Source organism: Burkholderia anthinoferrum (genome assembly GCF_002925705.1).
Classification (GTDB): domain Bacteria; phylum Pseudomonadota; class Gammaproteobacteria; order Burkholderiales; family Burkholderiaceae; genus Burkholderia; species Burkholderia semiarida.
The window spans coordinates 33561-50508 of sequence record NZ_LFZP01000046.1 but is presented as its reverse complement, the minus strand read 5'-3'; the positions used below and the strand labels follow the sequence as shown (position 1 = coordinate 50508).

Below are 16948 nucleotides of genomic sequence, written 5' to 3'. Positions count from 1 at the left end.
GCGCTCAGAACACGTGCCGGACGCCGAGCGTCGCCATCATCTGGCGCGTGCCGGTCGAACGCGCATACGCGAAGATCTGCGCATGATCCGCGTCGCCTGCCGCCTGCTGCGCGATCACCGTCAGCGCGACGTCGGTGCGTTTCGACAGGAAGTAATCGGCCTGCAGGTTCACCTGATGCCATTTCGGACGCTTGTCGATCACGTCGTACTTGCCGTTCGTGAACGCATACGCGGCGCCGAGAAAGAGCTGCGGCGTCATCGTGTAGACGACGTTCACGCCCAGGTTCTGCAGGTGCAGGTGCGAATTGTCGAGGTAATCGTAGCGCACGTCGGTGAACATCGCCGCGAACTGCGCGCGGCCGATCGTGTAGAAGCCGCCCGTGCCCGCGATCCGCTGCCGGCTTGCGTACGCGGCCGGCGACATCGCGCTCTTGCTGAAGATCAGCAGCGGCGACGCATAGTCGTTCGCGATCGCGCCGTCCTGGTTCGTCGCGCTGTACGGATGGTTGTACTGCGCATAGACCGCGCTCCAGCGCAGCGGGCCGCGCTCATAGCCGAGCCCGAGGCTGTACGCGCTGTTGTTCGCGAAACCGGTGGCATTGCTGAAGCCGTACAGTGCGGTGAACTTCAGCCCGTAGTAGACGGGGCTCACGTACTTCACCGAGTTCTGCACGCGAATGTCGTTGTAGCCGTTGTCGTTGTCGCCGATGTTCACGCCGTTGCTCGCGATGATCACGGGCCCGATGTAGTCGTGGATCGCGTCGTACTGGCGGCCGAACGTCAGTGAACCGTAGGTACGATCGGCGAGCCCGACGTACGCCATGCGCCCGAACTCGCGGCCATTCTGCGCGGCCGTGCCCGTCATCACGTTGAAGCCGTTTTCGAGCTGGAAGACCGCGGACAGCCCCTGCCCCAGATCCTCCTTGCCCTTCAGCCCCCAGCGCGGGTTCTGGTTCGTGCCGGACAGCGCCTGCCACGCGTTCTTGCCGCCCTGATTCGTCGCGAACCCGACACCGGCCGAGATGAGACCGTACAGCGTGATGCTGCTTTGCGCACCGGCATGGGTCGCGAAGGCGCCGAGCATCGCGAGCGGAGCGAGCTTGTAGAGAGTTTTCATGCGGGTCGTTGGTCGGTGGTGGTCCAGGCGCGGCAGGGTTCCGCGAAACTGGACTCGACTATACGAACCCGGATCGGATAATAAAAGTTTGCTTTCCTTATATGTCAATAAAACGGATTTATTCTCATCCGTGGGCGTTTCGCTCTCGGCGAACCGGCGCTCAGTCCGCCGTGTCGCCGCCCTTCGGCAGCTTCGACCACGCACCGCGCCCCGGCATCGGCGACCACGCCGGGCGAGTCTTGCGGGCGCTGTCGATCACGACCAGATAGCGGCCCGCGATCGGCGTGATGTCGCGATCGCGACGCAGCACCCACAGCGACTTGCCGGCCTCTACGCGTGCCTGATAGTCGTCGTCGAGCAGCCCGTGCTGGTCGAGGAACGTATTCAGCGACGCGGGAATCCGTACGCAGCCCTTCGAATGCCGGATGCCGAGCAGCGCTTCGAGCCGGTCGGGGTCGGTCGCATGCATCTGGAAGCGCATCGGCGACACGCCGCCCTTGCCCCAGCCGCGCTCGCCGTCCACCCAGCCGAAATCGTAGATGCGCATGTCGCGGCGGCCGTAGCCGCGGATACCGTTCTCGTTCGTCGTGCCTTCCGCGCGGAAATCCATCGTATCAGGCGAGTGATGGAACACGCCGAGCGGCGTCAGGAAATGGTCGTACTGGCCCGGCAACCCGGTGCCGACCGGTGATGCGCCGATCATCAGCCACGCATTGGCCGGCGTCGCGCGAAAGTAGATGAACAGCGCCTGCACGTTCGGCGCGCGATCGACCATCACGACGTATTCGCCCGCGAGATCGCCGAGGTCCGCATCGGCGAGTGCTTTCTGAAGCCGCTCGCCGTACGCGCGCTGCTCGTTCGCCGGCACGTTCAGGCGTCGCGTGACTTCCTGCGTGAATCGCTTGCGGATGTCGAGCGCACGCGTCGTCGCGCGTTGGGCTTCCTCGGCCGACAGCGGCGGATGCCGGCGCGGCGGAGTGGGCGCAGGCGGCTCGGCCTCGCTGGCGGGCGTGCCGGAGGCGGCCGATGCAGGCGCGGCGGCCGACGCCGCGGATGCGGCCGACGCACCCGATGCCGCGCCCGCGGGTTCCGCGTAATTCACGTGTGACGCGGCGGATGCCGGCGCTGCCGCCGATGATGCACCCGGCGCCGCATGCGCGGACGAAGCCGGATGCGTACCGGAGGGCGCCGAAGCAGGCGGCACAGCGGGTGAGGATGAGGATGACGCGGCAGACGGCGCAGCGTCGGACGCGGCAAAGGCAGGCCGCTCGGCGAGCACGGAAATCGACACTGCTGCAGCAAGCCACACGGATGCGGCGACTGCGCGGTCGAGGCAACGCGGCTTCGCAAAGCGCCGCGTCAAATAGGCAAGAATCATACGTTCGAGGCCATCGGCCGATCCGGCCGCCGCATGCTGCTGGTGCGAGCGGCGCATCTTCCGCGCAAGCCATCGACACGTGCGGCGCATCGCGCGCGCCCGGCGCCGACGTCTCTTCGCGGCGGAGCCGTTCGCTGATGCAACGCGGGCGCTCCGATGGCGGCTAATGAGTCGTCAGGCCCTCCATTTTACTCGTCGATGCGTGAATCGGCAGCGACGAAAACCGCGATTTCCCGTCAAATTGCGCTTCGTCACGCTTTGTTTCAACTCGTTTCCACTTGCGCGTTCGTTGCATGGCAGGCTCGTGCCGTGCGATCGATTCGGTCAACCAATCATTCCAACGCCCCGTCCATCTGAACTCAGAACCTCGACCACATCGCACGCATGTCGCACGAACCGCGCGACACGCGTGCGCACCTGCCCACTACTTCGAGATGGTTTCGAGCGCGATACCCTTCGTGCGCGGTCCCATCCCTCCGATCGCGGCCATTACGATCACCATCGCGCCCGCGATGAACGCGAACACGCCGAACGTGCCGAAACCGCGCAGCACGGCCGCGATCACGAACGACGAGAAGATTGCCGAGAAGCGGCTCCACGAATAGACGAAACCGACGGCCCGCGCGCGGATCGACGTCGGGAACAGCTCCGCCTGATATGCGTGGAAGCTGTACGACATGATGTTGCTCGCGAGCGTGAGGCCGATGCCGAGCACGATCAGGAAAGCGCCCACCGTCGTCTGGCTGAACAGCAGCCCGCACACGACGATCGCCGCCGCCATTGCGACGATCACCGACTTGCGCTCGAAGCGATCGGCGATCACGAGGCCGATCAGTGGGCCGATCGGCGCCGCGAGCGCGATCACGCTCGAATACATCAGGCTCGACGTGATCGTGATGCCCTGCTTGATCAGCAGCGTCGGCACCCAGTTCGCGAAACCGTAGAAGCCGACCGTCTGGAACACGTTGAAGATCGTCATCATGATCGTGCGGCTGCGATACGGCGGCACCCACATGTCGCGGAAGCTGCCGCGCGGCGGCACGGGTTCGGCCGGCGCGGGCAGCGGCAGCGGCCGCCCGTATTCGGCTTCGACCTTCGCCTCGAGCGCGCGCATGATGCGGTCGGCTTCGTCGACCCGGCCCTGCTGCGCGAGCCAGCGCGGGCTTTCCGGCAGTTCGCGGCGGATCCACCACACGAACAGCGCGCCATGCGCGCCGATCAGCACGACCCAGCGCCAGCCGTCGAGGCCGAGCGGCGCGTGCGGCACGAGCAGGTACGCGAGAAACGCGACCACCGGCACCGCGACGAACCCCACCGCCTGCTCGCACGCGAACGCGCGACCGCGGATCTGCTTCGGCACGAGTTCGGAGATGTACGTGCCGATCGTCACCATCTCGACGCCGAGGCCGAGACCGACGACGAAGCGCCAGAAATTCAGCCCGGTCGCGGTGTCCTGGAACGCCATCACGACGTTCGCGGCCGTGTACCACAGCAGCGACCACGTGAAGATCGCGCGGCGGCCGAAGCGGTCGGCGAGGAAGCCGCACGCGATCGTGCCGATGAAGAGCCCCGAGAACAGCGCGGCGATGAAACTCGCGACGCCCGTGGTGCCGAACAGACCGTGCGTCGTCGCGGAAAGGATGCCGCTTTTCACGAGGCCCGGCGCGACGTAGCCGCTGTACAGCAGATCGTAGAGTTCGAAGAAGAAGCCGAGGCTCAGCAGCACGACGAGCTTCCAGACGCTGCGCGTCGGCGGCAGGCGGTCGAGGCGGGCCGAAATGGAGCCGGGGTCGATGGAGGGGGATGGGGCTTCTGCCTGCGGAAGGCTGTCCGTTGAGGCCATCTTGGGCGCGTCTCCTGATCGTGTCGTGTTGTGTGTTGTCGTCCGGCGGACCGTCGAACCGCCGCCGGGCGAATCGCTGCATTGTACCGGCACGCCCGTTTCGCGCAGGTGCGAGCCGGCAAGCCAGCTGCGATACAGGCGCCGAACCGATTCGATGCCCGATTCCGCGCCGGATAATGTGTAAATTGCGTAACCGTGTATCAGAGCCGAAACGCGCGTCAGCTCGGCGTTGCCGCGCCGCCTTCCCCCGCCCGCCGACGGCGCAAGCCCGGCAATACGGGCCTGCCGCGCCGTTTCGCGCAGGCACGCGCCGCCAAAATCGCGGCGAACGGCAAGACGCAATCGGTACAACCACGCGTTCCGCGCCCCGGTAACATGCTAGCGGGCCAACTACCGGCTTCCGGCTGCCTTTCGGCAACCGGCATTGTCGGCAAATCGTAAGCATTCCATGTCCATACAACGACTATCCCTGTACGCCCGCCGGATCGCGCTGATCGCGCTGCTGCAGTTCGCGGCGATCGCGACCGCGTCGGCGTTTCCGGCGGCCGCGTCCGCGCCTGTCGCGAGCGGCGTCGGCGCAACCGAGCCGGCCATCTCGCTGCCCGACGCGGTCGCGCAGCTCAAGCAGATGCAGGCCGAGCTGGACCGCATCAAGCAGCAGACTTCGACTACGTCCAACAGCAAGGAGCTGGACGCGCTCGACGATTCGGCGCAGGAACTGAGCGCCGATGTCGCGAAACTGCAGAGCGATCTCACGCCGCAACGCGCGCAGGTCCAGGCGCAACTCGACGTGCTCGGGCCGCCGCCGGCCGAAGGCGCCGCGCCGGAAACGCCCGCCGTCGCGAAGCAGCGGGCCACGCTCGACGCGCGCAAGACGCAGATCGACGCCGCGCTGAAGCAGGCCGCCGACCAGAAGGCGAGCCTCGCGAACCTGACCGAGCAATTCGCGAAGCTGCATCGCAGCCTGCTGAAGAACCAGCTCGCGTTCCGTTCGGGCAGCATCTTCAGCGCGCAGTTCTGGCTGCCGCTGTTCCACCTGGCGCCGGACGACCGTCAGCGACTCGACGATTTCAACGGCGAACTGTTCGACATGCTGCGCTCGTCGTGGGTGCCCGGGCAGCGGACGATCACCGCGATGCTGCTGATCGCCGCATTCGCGGCATGGCTCGGCGGCCGCCGGCTCATCGAGCGCGGGCTCGCCTGGGTCGCGCTGAACCGCCTGCCGCCCACGCGCCTGCGGCGCAGTGCGCTGGCGCTGTCGACCGCCCTGTCGACCTTCCTGGCAACGGCGATTGCGGTGCAGATCTTCTACCTCGCCGTCGCGCGCCGCTACGAGCTCACGCCGTCGCTGACCGATCTGTGGGACCAGTTCGTGAAGCTCGCCGCGACCTGCGCGCTGATCGCGGGCCTCGGCCGTGCGCTGCTCTGCACCAAGCACCCGTCGTGGCGCCTGCCCGCGCTCGCCGATCCCGTCGCGCTCGCGATGAAGCCGTTCCCCAGCATCCTCGCCGCGCTGCTGCTGGTATCCGGTACGCTCGAATCGATCAACCGGATCGTCGACACCAGCCTGTCGGTCACGCTGTTCGGCCGCGGCATCGTATCGCTCGTCGTCGCGCTGACGGTCGGCGCGTCGCTGTTGCGCGCGAACCGCGCGCGTGCCGCACTCGCGGCGGCAGGCGAGGCGCCGGAGCAACGCTCGACGCTCGCGGGCCTGATCCATGCCGGCGTCACGCTCGCGATCGTCGTATCATTGATCGCACTCCTGATCGGTTACATCACGGTCGCGCGCTTCATCACGTACGAGCTCGTGTGGTTCGAGATCGTGCTGTGCGCGACCTACATCCTGATCCAGTTGACGCGCGACGCGAGCGAGAGCCTGTTCTCGTCGAGCCTGTCGACGGGCCAGCAGATCAAGCACCTGTTCGCGCTCGAAGACCGTCACCTCGATCAGGCGCGCACGGTCCTGTCCGGCTTCGGCACGAGCCTGCTGATGCTGATCGCGGCGATCGCGCTGCTGACGGGCGGCTTCGGCACGACGCCCGGCGACCTGCTCGACAGCGCGGTCGCGATGATCGGCAGCCAGCGGCTGCAGAGCCTGAACATCATGCCCGACCGGATCATGAACGCCGTGATCGGGTTCGCGATCGGCTTCTACCTGCTGCGCTCGCTGCGCCGCTGGCTCGACGGCGAGTTCATGCCCGCGCTCGGCATGGATACCGGCATGCGCGTGTCGCTGATCACGCTGTTCACCAACGTCGGCTACGTGCTGCTCGTGCTGATGACGCTCGGTCTGCTCGGCGTCAGGTGGAGCAATCTCGCGTGGATCGTCAGCGCGTTGTCGGTCGGTATCGGCTTCGGCCTGCAGGAAATCGTGAAGAACTTCGTGTCGGGGCTGATCCTGTTGACCGAGCGCCCGGTGAAGGTGGGCGACATGGTCAGCATCGCGGGCGTCGAAGGCGACATCCGCCGCATCAACGTGCGCGCGACCGAGATCCAGTTGAGCGACCGCTCGACCGTGATCGTGCCGAATTCGCAGTTGATCTCGCAGAACGTGCGCAACGTAACGATGGGCAACAGCACGCAGGGTGTCGCGACGCTGGTGCTGACGTTCCCGCTGAACACCGATCCGGAACAGGTGCGCGACCTGCTGCTCGATGCGTATCGCGCGCACCCGGCGATTCTCGACAAACCGGCGCCGTCGGTGACGTTCAGCCAGCTCGCGCCGGACGGGATCACGCTGAGCGTGACGGGTTACGTGTCGAGCCCGCGGATCGCGAGTTCGACGAAGAGCGATCTGCTGTTCGAGATCCTCAAGCAGTTGCGCGCGGCGGGGATTACGCTGTCGAGCCCGCAGATGCTGGTCGTGCAGAACATGCCGGCGGAAGAGAAGTGAACAAAGACGGCCGGTCGCGTACTGCAGCTACCGCGATGGCCGTCTCCAGTCCTACCGGAATGCCCATCGTCCGATGATGCCGGCGCTGGCAAGCAGTCGAAGCCGTGCCGCCTCCCATTCGGCGAGCGTTCGCACCCGTTCCTGGCGGGCATCGGCAAGCGCCGCCTGCGCCGACAGCAGTTCCAGAATATCGCCTGCGCCGAACGCGTAACGATTGCGCGCCGATGTCAGCGCCGCTTCCGCGGCAGCCAGCAAGCGTGCCGACGCTCCCAGGTTATCCGCCGTCGTCTCCGCATCGGCGTGAGCCTTCAGCACGTCACGCAGAATCTGCTGCTGCGTATCGTGAAGCTGTGCCTGTGCCAGTTCGGTCTGAGCCTGCGCGCCGCGAATCCGATACGTGCGGGAAAAACCGTCAAAGAACGGAATCGTCAGAGTCAGGCCGATGCTGGTTTGCGTCGCCCGCACCGACTGCAGCCCCTGATTCGGGTAGCCGTTCCGGGACAACGTGCCGCTCAGATCCAGCGTCGGCATACCCTCTGACCGTGCAGTCGTCACCTTCGCTTGTGCAGCCTCCCATTTGGCTCGCGCTGCACGAATCTCGGGATGAGAACCTTCGGCCGCGCGAAGCCAGTCGCTTAGCTGGCGCTCCGCGTCCAGCGCAACTGGTACGACTGCCTCTTCGACCTCGACCCGCGTGCCGGCGGGCAGACCGGTCGCAAAGACCAGTTCGGCGCGGGCCCGCGCGACCTCTCCGCCCGCTCGCCGGGCAGCGAGCAATGCCTTGGCCAACGCCGTCTCCGCCTGCAATACGTCTGCTCGGGATGCAACGCCCATGGCCAGTCGCTTACGCGACGCACGCAGCGTCGATTCCGCCAAGGTCGCGGATTCGGTACGCGCGGCAAACGCGGCTTGAGCATTCTGAACATCGAAATAACTCCCGACGACATCCGCGACCGCCTTTTGCATCGCTGCGTCGTGGCTCGCCAGCGCGGCCGTCAGCAGCTGTTGCGCCGCCGCGCCGTTTGCAGCCCGCCCGCCAAAGTCGAGTAGCCGCCAGTTCAACGTCGCGTTCGACGCTCGACCGACACCGCGCGTATTCATCGACGGTGCATCGGGATACCGGCTATATGTCGTCAGTTGGCTGATCGATCCGCTGATAGTGGGGAGCCATGCCGATCTGGCTTCACCCACCGCAGCGGCCTGGATCTTGATCGATGCCCACGCCGCTCGGATACGGGGGTTGTGGCATAGCGCAAGATCGACCGCATCACCAATCGTCAGCGGCTTCGCCGGGTCAGTCGACGAAGCGCACACAACTGGCGCGTCATCGCCCGGTAATCGCTTCCCCGCATCCAGCACCGGCGGACGGGTCAGCAGCGGATCGGCGAGGCCATCCGGAATCCAGCGTGTTTCGGCATTGCACGCAATCGAAACCAACATCAGGCCGAAGATCCACGGACGCGCGCGATCTTTCAAGCTCCTAGCGCTCACGCAAACTCTCCCGTGCATGCTGCAGCAACGGCGACAGCACATACTCGATTACCCGCCGCGTGCCGGTTCTGATTTCCGCACTGCCCGACATACCCGGCGACAGTGCGATCTCGCGACCGTCGATCATCAGCGCCGAACGATCGAGCATGATCCTGACCGAGTAGACGAGCCCCTTCTTGTCGTCGTCTATCGCATCGCGCGAGACATGACTCACGGTCGCCGACACCGTGCCGTATTTCGTGTACTCGAATGCGTCGATCTTCACGCTGGCGGCCTGCCCTTCCTTGACGAAGCCGATATCCCGGTTGTCGACGAATGCTTCCATTTCTACCGCCCCCTCTCGCGGCACGATCTGCATCAGCGGCTGCGCGGCCGGCACCGCCGTCCCGATGGTGTGGACGGCGAGCTGCTGGACGGTTCCGTCGATCGGCGCGGTCAGGCGCAGCAGTTCCCCGTGTGCCTCCGCTCGCCGCATGTCGCCCGACGACGCGTCCACGATACGCTGCGCATCGTTCAGCGCATCCTGGGTATTCCTTCGCGTCTCTGCCACGAGCGCCGCGCGTTGGTGACGAGCATCCGCCAGTTGTCCGGCCATATCGATGCGCTGCTGCTCGGCCTCGATCCACGCGTGCTCCGCAACGTCACCGGTCTTCATCAACCTGGCGTAATCGTCCGCACGACGCGCCGCAAGCGGAGCGGCCTGACCGTACCTGTGTATTTCGCTGTCGAGACGGTCCCGCCGCGCGACGAAATCGCGCCATTGATCCAGCAGGTGTCGCTCGACCTCGCGCCGCCGCTCGGGCGACACGCCCTCCACATCCGCCAGTCGAGGTTGTCGCCCCGTGTCGATCGCGTCGATCAACGCCCGTGCACGCTCGACCTGCAGTACCGCATTCAGCCGGTCGCCGTCCGCCCGTTGACGTTCGGCGTCGATCACGCGTGTGTCGAGATCGATCAGCGCATCGCCCGTCTTCACGATCTGCCCGTCGCGCACGTGCAGCGCTCTGACGCTCGCCACTTCGACCGCCGCCAGTGTCTTGGTCCGGGAGGATGGAATGATCTTGCCGCCGCCGTCGACGACAATGTCGATTTTCCCGAAATACGACCAGACGATCGCCGTCATCACGAGCAGGATGAGAATGCGCGCGACCCACCGGCCTGCCGGCGAGACAGGCGCCGCCTGGACCGACAGCGCCGCCGGGAGAAATTCGGCCTCGTTCGCGTCGAATGTCGGCAGCGTCATCCGATGGCGTCGCTTCCAGCAGTGACGCCAGACGTCGCGGTAACGCCCCACCAGTTCACGCCAGGCCTCTGCCTGCTGCCGCACGCTCATGTCCGTGCCTCCGCTACGTCGCGGCCGCCCTGTTGCAGCGAATACAAGTGTGCGTAGATGCCATCCCGCATGCGCAGCAGTGTGTCGTGCGTACCGCTTTCCACGATCTGCCCGCGATCCATCACGAGAATCCGGTCGGCATCGCGCACCGCCGAGAGCCGGTGCGCAATGATCAATACCGTGCGTCGCGCGCAGATGTCGCGCATGTTGGCCTGTATGACGGCTTCGGATTCGTAGTCAAGCGCGCTGGTCGCCTCGTCGAATATCAGGATGCGTGGATCGGTCATCAATGCGCGGGCAATGGCGATGCGCTGCCGCTGGCCACCCGAGAGTCCGGTGCCATGCTCGCCGACGAGTGTGTCGTACCCCTCCGGAAGTTCGCAGACGAACTCGTGTGCGCCGGCCAGCCTCGCAGCATCGATCACCGCGTCGATCGACGCAGTGGGTCGAGCCAGCGCGATGTTGTCCCGTACCGAACGATTGAACAGCGTGTTTTCCTGCAAAACGACGCCAATCTGCTGGCGAAGGCTCGCCGTATCGATCACGGCGATATCCTGCCCGTCGACGAGCACTCGCCCGCGATCCGGCACGTATAGCCGCTGCGCGAGCTTGGTCAGCGTGCTTTTGCCCGACCCGGAGCGGCCAACGATTCCAATGACCTCCCCCGCCGCGATCCTGACGGAGATCTGCCGGATGACATCGCTTGCATCCGGCCGGTAGCGAAACGATACCTGGTCGAACTCGATCGCCCCGTCGAGACGGGGTACACGCGTCTTTTTCGCTGCGGTTTCGGGCGCCGTGTTCAGGATATCCCCGAGGCGCCCCATCGAAATCCCCACCTGCTGAAAGTCGTTCCACAACTGCGCGAGACGCAGTATCGGACTGGATACCTGCCCGGCCAGCATGTTGAACGCGACGAGCTCGCCGACCGTCAACTTGCCGTCGATCACCAGCATGGCGCCCAGCCACATGATCGCCGCGGTCACCAGCTTGCTGATCAACGCCACGCCGCCGCTTGCAATCGTGGCAACGTTGGTCGCCGCCAGCCCCGCACTCACATAAGCGGCCAGTTGACGATCCCATCGGTCCGTCCAGCGCGGCTCGAGTGCCATCGCCTTGACCGTATCGATTCCGCTGATGGTTTCAACGAGGAATGACTGATTCTCGGCGCCCTTATTGAATTTTTCGTTCAGACGCCGCCGAATGATCGGCGTAAACACGACCGACAACAACCCGTAGAGCGGAATCGAAACAACGACGATCAACGTAAGCCACGCGCTGTACCAGAGCATCACCCCGAGAAAAACGAACGAAAACGCGAGGTCCATCACCAGCGTCACGGCGTTGCCGGTCAGGAACGCGCGAATGTTCTCCAGCTCGCGAATACGGGCGACGGAATCGCCTACACGGCGCGCCTGAAACCACGCCAGCGGTAACGCCAAAAGATGGCGGAAGAGCCGCGCGCCGAGTTCGACGTCGATCTTGCTGCTCGTATGCGCGAAGACCCACGTTCGTATCCCCGAGAGCGCCGCCTCGAACAGCGTCGCGCAAATCAGCCCAACGGCGATCACGTTCAACGTCTTCATCGCGTGATTGACGAGCACCTTGTCCATCACCACCTGGAAAAAGAGCGGCGTGGCGAGCGCAATCAACTGCAACACCAGAGAAATCACGAGGACCTCGCCCAGCAGCTTCCGATACGTGACGATTGCCGGAATGAACCAGCTGAAATCGAAGCGCGCCAGAGTGCCCGCAATGCTGCTCCTGCTCGTGAAATAGATGAGCTCTCCCGTCCAGATTTCTAGAAGACGCTCGCGCGTCAGCACGGTAGGCGCCTCCCCCGGAAACTGGACAAGCGTTCGGGGCGCGCGCGTTCCATCCCCGGCCTGATACTGCGCGACCACGAAATAGCCGCCTTCACCCTTCATCCGTGCGACCGCGGGCATAGGCGCCCGATCCAGTCGTTCGGGGTTCTGTTGAACGACCCGGGCCGTCATGCCGAGCGAACGCGCGGCTCGCAGGATTGTTTGAGTATCGAAACGATCGAAACCAAATTCATGTCGCAACGCGGCTTCGTCGGCCGCGATGCCGTGCAGGCTCGCCATCGTCAGAACGACGGCGAGACCGGAGTCGACATCCTGCGTCGGAAACGACGCCTGAGGCCGGAAATTGGAACTGTCCATGGAGGGAATACGTGGCGAGGAAGGAAATGCGATACGGCCGGCAGCAGGCCGTCCGGTCGCACTAATGTGCAACCGGACGGATGGACGTTCGGGAACGGGAATTAGCGCCAGCTTGTCGCCAGCGTGGGCGCAAGCGCGGCCTGATGCTCAGGGGGCAGCGTTACCGCTCCTGCAGCCGGCGGCGACCATGCCGCCATGGCCTGTACCAGCTTCTCGACATCGGCGTTGACGAGCGTCCGACCATCGTCCAAGCGGATCTGCTCGATCTGATAGCGTGATCCCGAGTACCAGTCCCGAACCGTAGCCGTATCGCTGGAGCCGAGGATACTGATCTCGAGATCGTCGCCGACGTGACGGAACCACAATTGATCCGCGGATACGCCAGCCCCGATGCTGATCACATCGCTGTTGCCGAGCGTTTCGTCGTCGTCCCGGATCGTGTCGCGGCCGGACCCGCGGCCAAATCGATAGGTATCGTTGCCCAAGCCGCCGACCAGGATGTCGTTGCCGGCACCACCATCCAGCACGTTGTTACCGCGATTGCCGATGATCGTGTTGTCGAGTGCGTTACCCGTGCCGTCGATGTCCTCGTTCCACAGTTTCAGCGCTTCGGCCGTGTAGATCGCGTAGGCATTCGGTACGTTGGCGGCTGCCCGGAACTCCTGAAGGCTGATGTAGCGCGTCATGTCGCTGACGCGCCGGCGGCCCGAGTCGGCGATATAGAAGCCTTTGAGCTGGCCGTCAGAGTCTCCGTAGACCGCGCCCGTCACGGTGACGACGTGATTCACGCCACCGCCATCGAGATAAGCGCTGTCCTCCCAGAGCCGCCCCGAGTTCAGCGCGAGTATCACGCCACGACCACTGCGCACGAGATTCGCAACCGCATGCTCGTCGTAGCCGGCAAGCAGATTGTTTGCAATACCGTAACTCTTGAGCAGCGCCTGTTGCTGAACGTAATTCGACCCGCCTCGCTGGTAATCCGTTGCCGCCGGGCTGGTGACGGCCCATTGATTGTCGATTGCGCGTCGGACGACGTCTCCCTCAGTCGTCGGCGTCCCGGTCTGCGTCAACAGATTCGCGATCGAGGTCAGCGCACACGTTCCCTGGAACGTCGGAACCGCATCGCCTTGCATGTAATCCAGCTCGTTGGCCTTCGGGTACCCGTACACGTGAACAGCCACGCCGTCGACAAGCCCTTTTTCCGGCTTGCCGAAATCCAGCAGGTTCAGGTTCTCGACGTGTTCGCCCAACGTATAGCTGATCTTGCTCTGCACGGTATCGATACCCTCGCCGGCGAATTCGACGACACGGTCGCCGACATTGTCGACGTAGTAGGTATCGTTGCCCTTTCCGCCGATCATCGTATCGGCACCGGTGACACCATCGAGGATGTTGTCTGCGCTGTTGCCGACGATCCGGTTATCGAGCGCATTGCCCGTGCCGTTGATGTTGAAGCCTTCGACGAGTCTCAATTCTTCGATATTGGCATTGAGAATGTAGTTTGCGCTGCTGATGACCGTGTCGTAACCCTCGTTTGCGTATTCGAGAATCACGTCATTGACGCTGTTCACGATATAGGTATCGTTGCCCGCGCCGCCTTCCATGTGATCCGCGCCGGCCCCACCGTCGAGATAGTCGTCGCCGAGACCGCCGAGCAGCGTGTCATTGCCTTCTCCACCGTAGAGATAGTCATCGTCGGTTTCACCGGGGCCTAGCGTCCTCTTCGCCTCGTTGTCGCCGGTGAAACCCACCAGCAAATCGTCGCCGGCGCCGCCGTACAGGATGTCGTTTCCGACCTGGCCGAACAGTCGGTCGTCGCCGTCGCCGCCGTAAAGCCGGTCGTGGCCGTCGCCCCCCTGAATTTCGTCGTTGCCTGCGTCGCCGTGGAGCAGATCGTTGCCGAGACCGCCGAGGATCAGATCGTTTCCGGCTCCGCCGTAGATCGTATCGTCGTCGGTTTCCCATGCGGCCAGCGACTGCTTCGCGTCATTGCTGGCCGTAAAGCCGACGAGAATATCGTCGCCGTCGCCACCCCAGATCGTGTCGTTGCCTGCACCGCCAAAAATCTTGTCGTTGCCGGATTCACCGGAAAGCGCGTCGTTGCCGTTGCCGCCGTTCAACTCGTCGTTACCCGCCCCACCGAAGAGCCGGTCGTCGCCATCTCCGCCGTCGAGGAAATCGTGGTCGTTGCCGCCGTCGAGGTAATCGTTGCCCAAACCGCCGTACAGCGCATCATTGCCGTTGCCGCCATACAGCGTGTCGTTGTCGGATTCACCCCACGACAACGTTTGCTTCGCATCGTTGCTGGCGGTGAAGCCGACCAGCACGTCATCGCCATCGCCGCCCCAGAGCACGTCGTCGCCGGCTTCGCCGAAGATGCGGTCGTTACCGGCGTCTCCAAGTAGCTGGTCGTTGCCTGCGTCACCATGCAGTTCGTCGTTCCCGGCGCCGCCGAAGACCGTATCGTTTCCGTCCCCGCCACTCACGAAGTCCGCTCCGTCGCCACCGTCCATGTAGTCGTGGCCGAGGCCTCCCCACATCCGGTCGTTGCCGGCGCCACCGTACATGACGTCGTCATCCGTTTCGCCCCAGGCCAGCGTTTGCTTGCTTTCGTTCGATGCGGTAAAGCCCATCATGATGTCGTCACCGTCGCCGCCGTTCATGATGTCGTTGCCGACCTGGCCAAATAGCCTGTCGTTGCCGATCCCGCCGTCGAGGACGTCGTTGCCGGCGCCGCCGTTGAGTTCGTCGTCACCTTCCTCGCCGTACAGTCTGTCGTCGCCGTCATAGCCGAACAGCGTGTCGTTGCCGGTGCCGCCCCACAAATTGTCGTTGCGGCTGCTGCCGCCCATGATGTCGTCGCCGCCGCCGGCGAGGAAGTTCACGAGCAGGCCGCTGTTGATCCAGTGACCGTATGCGGCGTAGTAGTTCGCATCGAATACGTCGTTGCCGTCGGTTCCGACGAGATAGGTTCGATTGCTGTTGTTGACCTTGATTTGATTCGGGCCGAAAAAGATAAAGTCTCTGCCGCCGTTGACCCAGTAAATATTGTCGTTGTCGCGCAACCACCGATAGTTCGAAAACGGTACGCTCGGCGCCAGATAGATTCTTCCGGGCTGGCCCGCAACGTCGCTCCCCTTCCACGGCGCGGCGGCAGAGCCTGCCGCATACCAAGCGTTGCCGCGGGTCAGAAGGTCGTAATCGATAGCGCGGATCTCGGAAATCCCTGCCTGCCGGAGTGTTTGAAATTCGCCCGCGTCGCCGATGCCATCTTCATTGGTGTCGACCCAGACTTGCAGCCCGCTCAATTCCGCGCCTGAAAGCTTGCCGTCGCGATTGGCGTCAAGCGATCCAAGCGCTGCCGCGCTCAGGCGACGCCGCTGCGCGTCGAGCAGTACGGGGGTCTTGTTTGCAATCGATACTGCCGCGTCCAGTGCGGCGCTTTTCGCTTCGTAGAATGCGCCGATCGGGTTTTGCCAGCCTGCGGGCATCGTGAACCCGTAGTCGTTTTTTCCGCCAAAGGTCAGGGTTCGCGAAATAATCTGGCTCAGATCCAGATAACTTGTGCCGCTCAGTAGGCCGGTGGCGCGATATCGCGACAGCAGGCTGTCGGCAAAGGCGGCATCGCGGACGTTGGACAAGTCGTAGCGCTGACCGCCGTTTACGACGAAATTGCGGTCGGTAACGCCGTCGCCGTTGGTGTCTTCGCGGATTACGCTGGCGCCGTTACCGAGGTGGGTTTCTGTTTTGATGTTGTCGAAGACGCCGTCGCAGTTGGCATCGGTTCTGGTAGTAACCACGCGGCCATCATTGGCAAATCGAGTCTCTTGAAGCCTGGCACCATTCGTCGCATATCTTACATATTCCGTCACCTGTCCGTTCGAGCCGTACAACGTTGCGGTACTGAGCGCCCCGCTAACGTACTGGTTGATCTGCGTTGCACCGGTAGAAAATACCAGCGTGGTGGCCTTGATAAAACCCGTCGCCAGATCCAATGAATAGCTCACTCCCGCGACTGGCGCTTGGGACAAACGTTTGCCGGTCGCACCGTAAGCTACTCCATTTTGCTCATAGTACGTTGTATCCAGATCCGCTCCGGGACGCGCCCGAGCCAGATAGTTTCCCGCCACCTCGATCATGACCAGCTCCAGCGTGTCAGCAGACATCTTTCCGACGTTCGCGTCGTAGACCTTGGTCAGCGCACTGTTCAGATCGAATCCGGGCGCAGTGTCGTGGTCCGGGCGATCGCCCAGTACGGGGATCAACACACCGCCGTTTTTTGCGATCTCCCGAGATACCAACCAATTGTTATAGGCAGCCGCAGCCTCTCTTGTCACTCCCACCATAGCCGCCACATGGTAGTCGTCTCGCATCTCAGCTGCATGGAGCCGCTCCCGAGCTTGATCGCGTGCATCGTTGACATAGTGGCCAATCTCGTGACTCAAGATGCCGACCAAAACACGCGGATCGAGTCCGTCGAACGTCATTCCACCGTAACTCCCAAATACAATTCCTGGCCGCCGACGATCCCAGAATATTCCCCGCTCGTCAGTGTCAACCCTAATTGCCTCCAGATCCTTATTCACAACACCTTCGTTGTATTTGATTATTTGCTCTACAAGCAGATTACTCTTATTAATCAGATCAATAGCCTCTCGCCCCAACTCAATATCTCGAAACAATTCTTCACGACCAGTTATCCGCATAATC

8 protein-coding genes are annotated in these 16948 nt (G+C 63.7%); 1 reads left to right on the top strand and 7 read right to left on the bottom strand.

All coding sequences use genetic code 11. The annotated features are described in order from the left end of the window. Positions 1-4 precede the first annotated feature (4 nt). The 3 genes from C5F75_RS17850 to C5F75_RS17840 form a co-directional block, all read right to left on the bottom strand. Positions 5-1117, bottom strand: a complete 1113-nt coding sequence (locus C5F75_RS17850; RefSeq protein WP_104012500.1) for a porin — start codon at positions 1115-1117, stop codon at positions 5-7. Positions 1118-1277: 160 nt separating this feature from the next. Then, on the bottom strand, positions 1278-2585 hold the full coding sequence (locus tag C5F75_RS17845; protein WP_104012499.1) for a hypothetical protein: 1308 nt from the start codon (positions 2583-2585) through the stop codon (positions 1278-1280). A gap of 334 nt (positions 2586-2919) precedes the next feature. Then, positions 2920-4338, bottom strand: coding sequence for an MFS transporter (locus C5F75_RS17840; protein ID WP_059575530.1), 1419 nt, complete (start codon positions 4336-4338; stop codon positions 2920-2922). Positions 4339-4786: 448 nt separating this feature from the next. On the opposite strand from C5F75_RS17840, the gene C5F75_RS17835 reads away from it, so the two are divergent. Then, positions 4787-7231 carry a DUF3772 domain-containing protein gene (locus C5F75_RS17835; protein ID WP_059575532.1) on the top strand — a complete coding sequence of 815 codons (2445 nt, stop codon included), beginning with the start codon at positions 4787-4789 and terminating at the stop codon, positions 7229-7231. A 51-nt stretch (positions 7232-7282) separates the two neighbouring features. Here C5F75_RS17835 and C5F75_RS17830 read toward each other — a convergent pair whose 3' ends face one another. The 4 genes from C5F75_RS17830 to C5F75_RS17815 form a co-directional block, all read right to left on the bottom strand. Further along, positions 7283-8740 carry a TolC family protein gene (locus tag C5F75_RS17830; protein WP_059575535.1) on the bottom strand — a complete coding sequence of 486 codons (1458 nt, stop codon included), beginning with the start codon at positions 8738-8740 and terminating at the stop codon, positions 7283-7285. Further along, positions 8712-10055, bottom strand: coding sequence for an HlyD family type I secretion periplasmic adaptor subunit (locus tag C5F75_RS17825; protein ID WP_059575537.1), 1344 nt, complete (start codon positions 10053-10055; stop codon positions 8712-8714). Before C5F75_RS17825 ends, C5F75_RS17830 begins: the two co-directional genes overlap by 29 nt. Further along, positions 10052-12238 carry a type I secretion system permease/ATPase gene (locus tag C5F75_RS17820; RefSeq protein WP_059575539.1) on the bottom strand — a complete coding sequence of 729 codons (2187 nt, stop codon included), beginning with the start codon at positions 12236-12238 and terminating at the stop codon, positions 10052-10054. The genes C5F75_RS17825 and C5F75_RS17820 overlap by 4 nt, the downstream gene beginning before the upstream one ends. 101 nt (positions 12239-12339) lie before the next feature. After that, positions 12340-16944, bottom strand: a complete 4605-nt coding sequence (locus tag C5F75_RS17815; RefSeq protein ID WP_059575541.1) for a calcium-binding protein — start codon at positions 16942-16944, stop codon at positions 12340-12342. Positions 16945-16948 lie beyond the last annotated feature (4 nt).

Coding starts and splice junctions, on each gene's coding strand:
- C5F75_RS17830 (WP_059575535.1), bottom strand. CDS start 8,740: ATGCACGGGAGAGTTTGCGTGAGCGCTAGGAGCTTGAAAGATCGCGCG.
- C5F75_RS17840 (WP_059575530.1), bottom strand. CDS start 4,338: ATGGCCTCAACGGACAGCCTTCCGCAGGCAGAAGCCCCATCCCCCTCC.
- C5F75_RS17850 (WP_104012500.1), bottom strand. CDS start 1,117: ATGAAAACTCTCTACAAGCTCGCTCCGCTCGCGATGCTCGGCGCCTTC.
- C5F75_RS17845 (WP_104012499.1), bottom strand. CDS start 2,585: ATGCGCCGCACGTGTCGATGGCTTGCGCGGAAGATGCGCCGCTCGCAC.
- C5F75_RS17815 (WP_059575541.1), bottom strand. CDS start 16,944: ATGCGGATAACTGGTCGTGAAGAATTGTTTCGAGATATTGAGTTGGGG.
- C5F75_RS17835 (WP_059575532.1), top strand. CDS start 4,787: ATGTCCATACAACGACTATCCCTGTACGCCCGCCGGATCGCGCTGATC.
- C5F75_RS17825 (WP_059575537.1), bottom strand. CDS start 10,055: ATGAGCGTGCGGCAGCAGGCAGAGGCCTGGCGTGAACTGGTGGGGCGT.
- C5F75_RS17820 (WP_059575539.1), bottom strand. CDS start 12,238: ATGGACAGTTCCAATTTCCGGCCTCAGGCGTCGTTTCCGACGCAGGAT.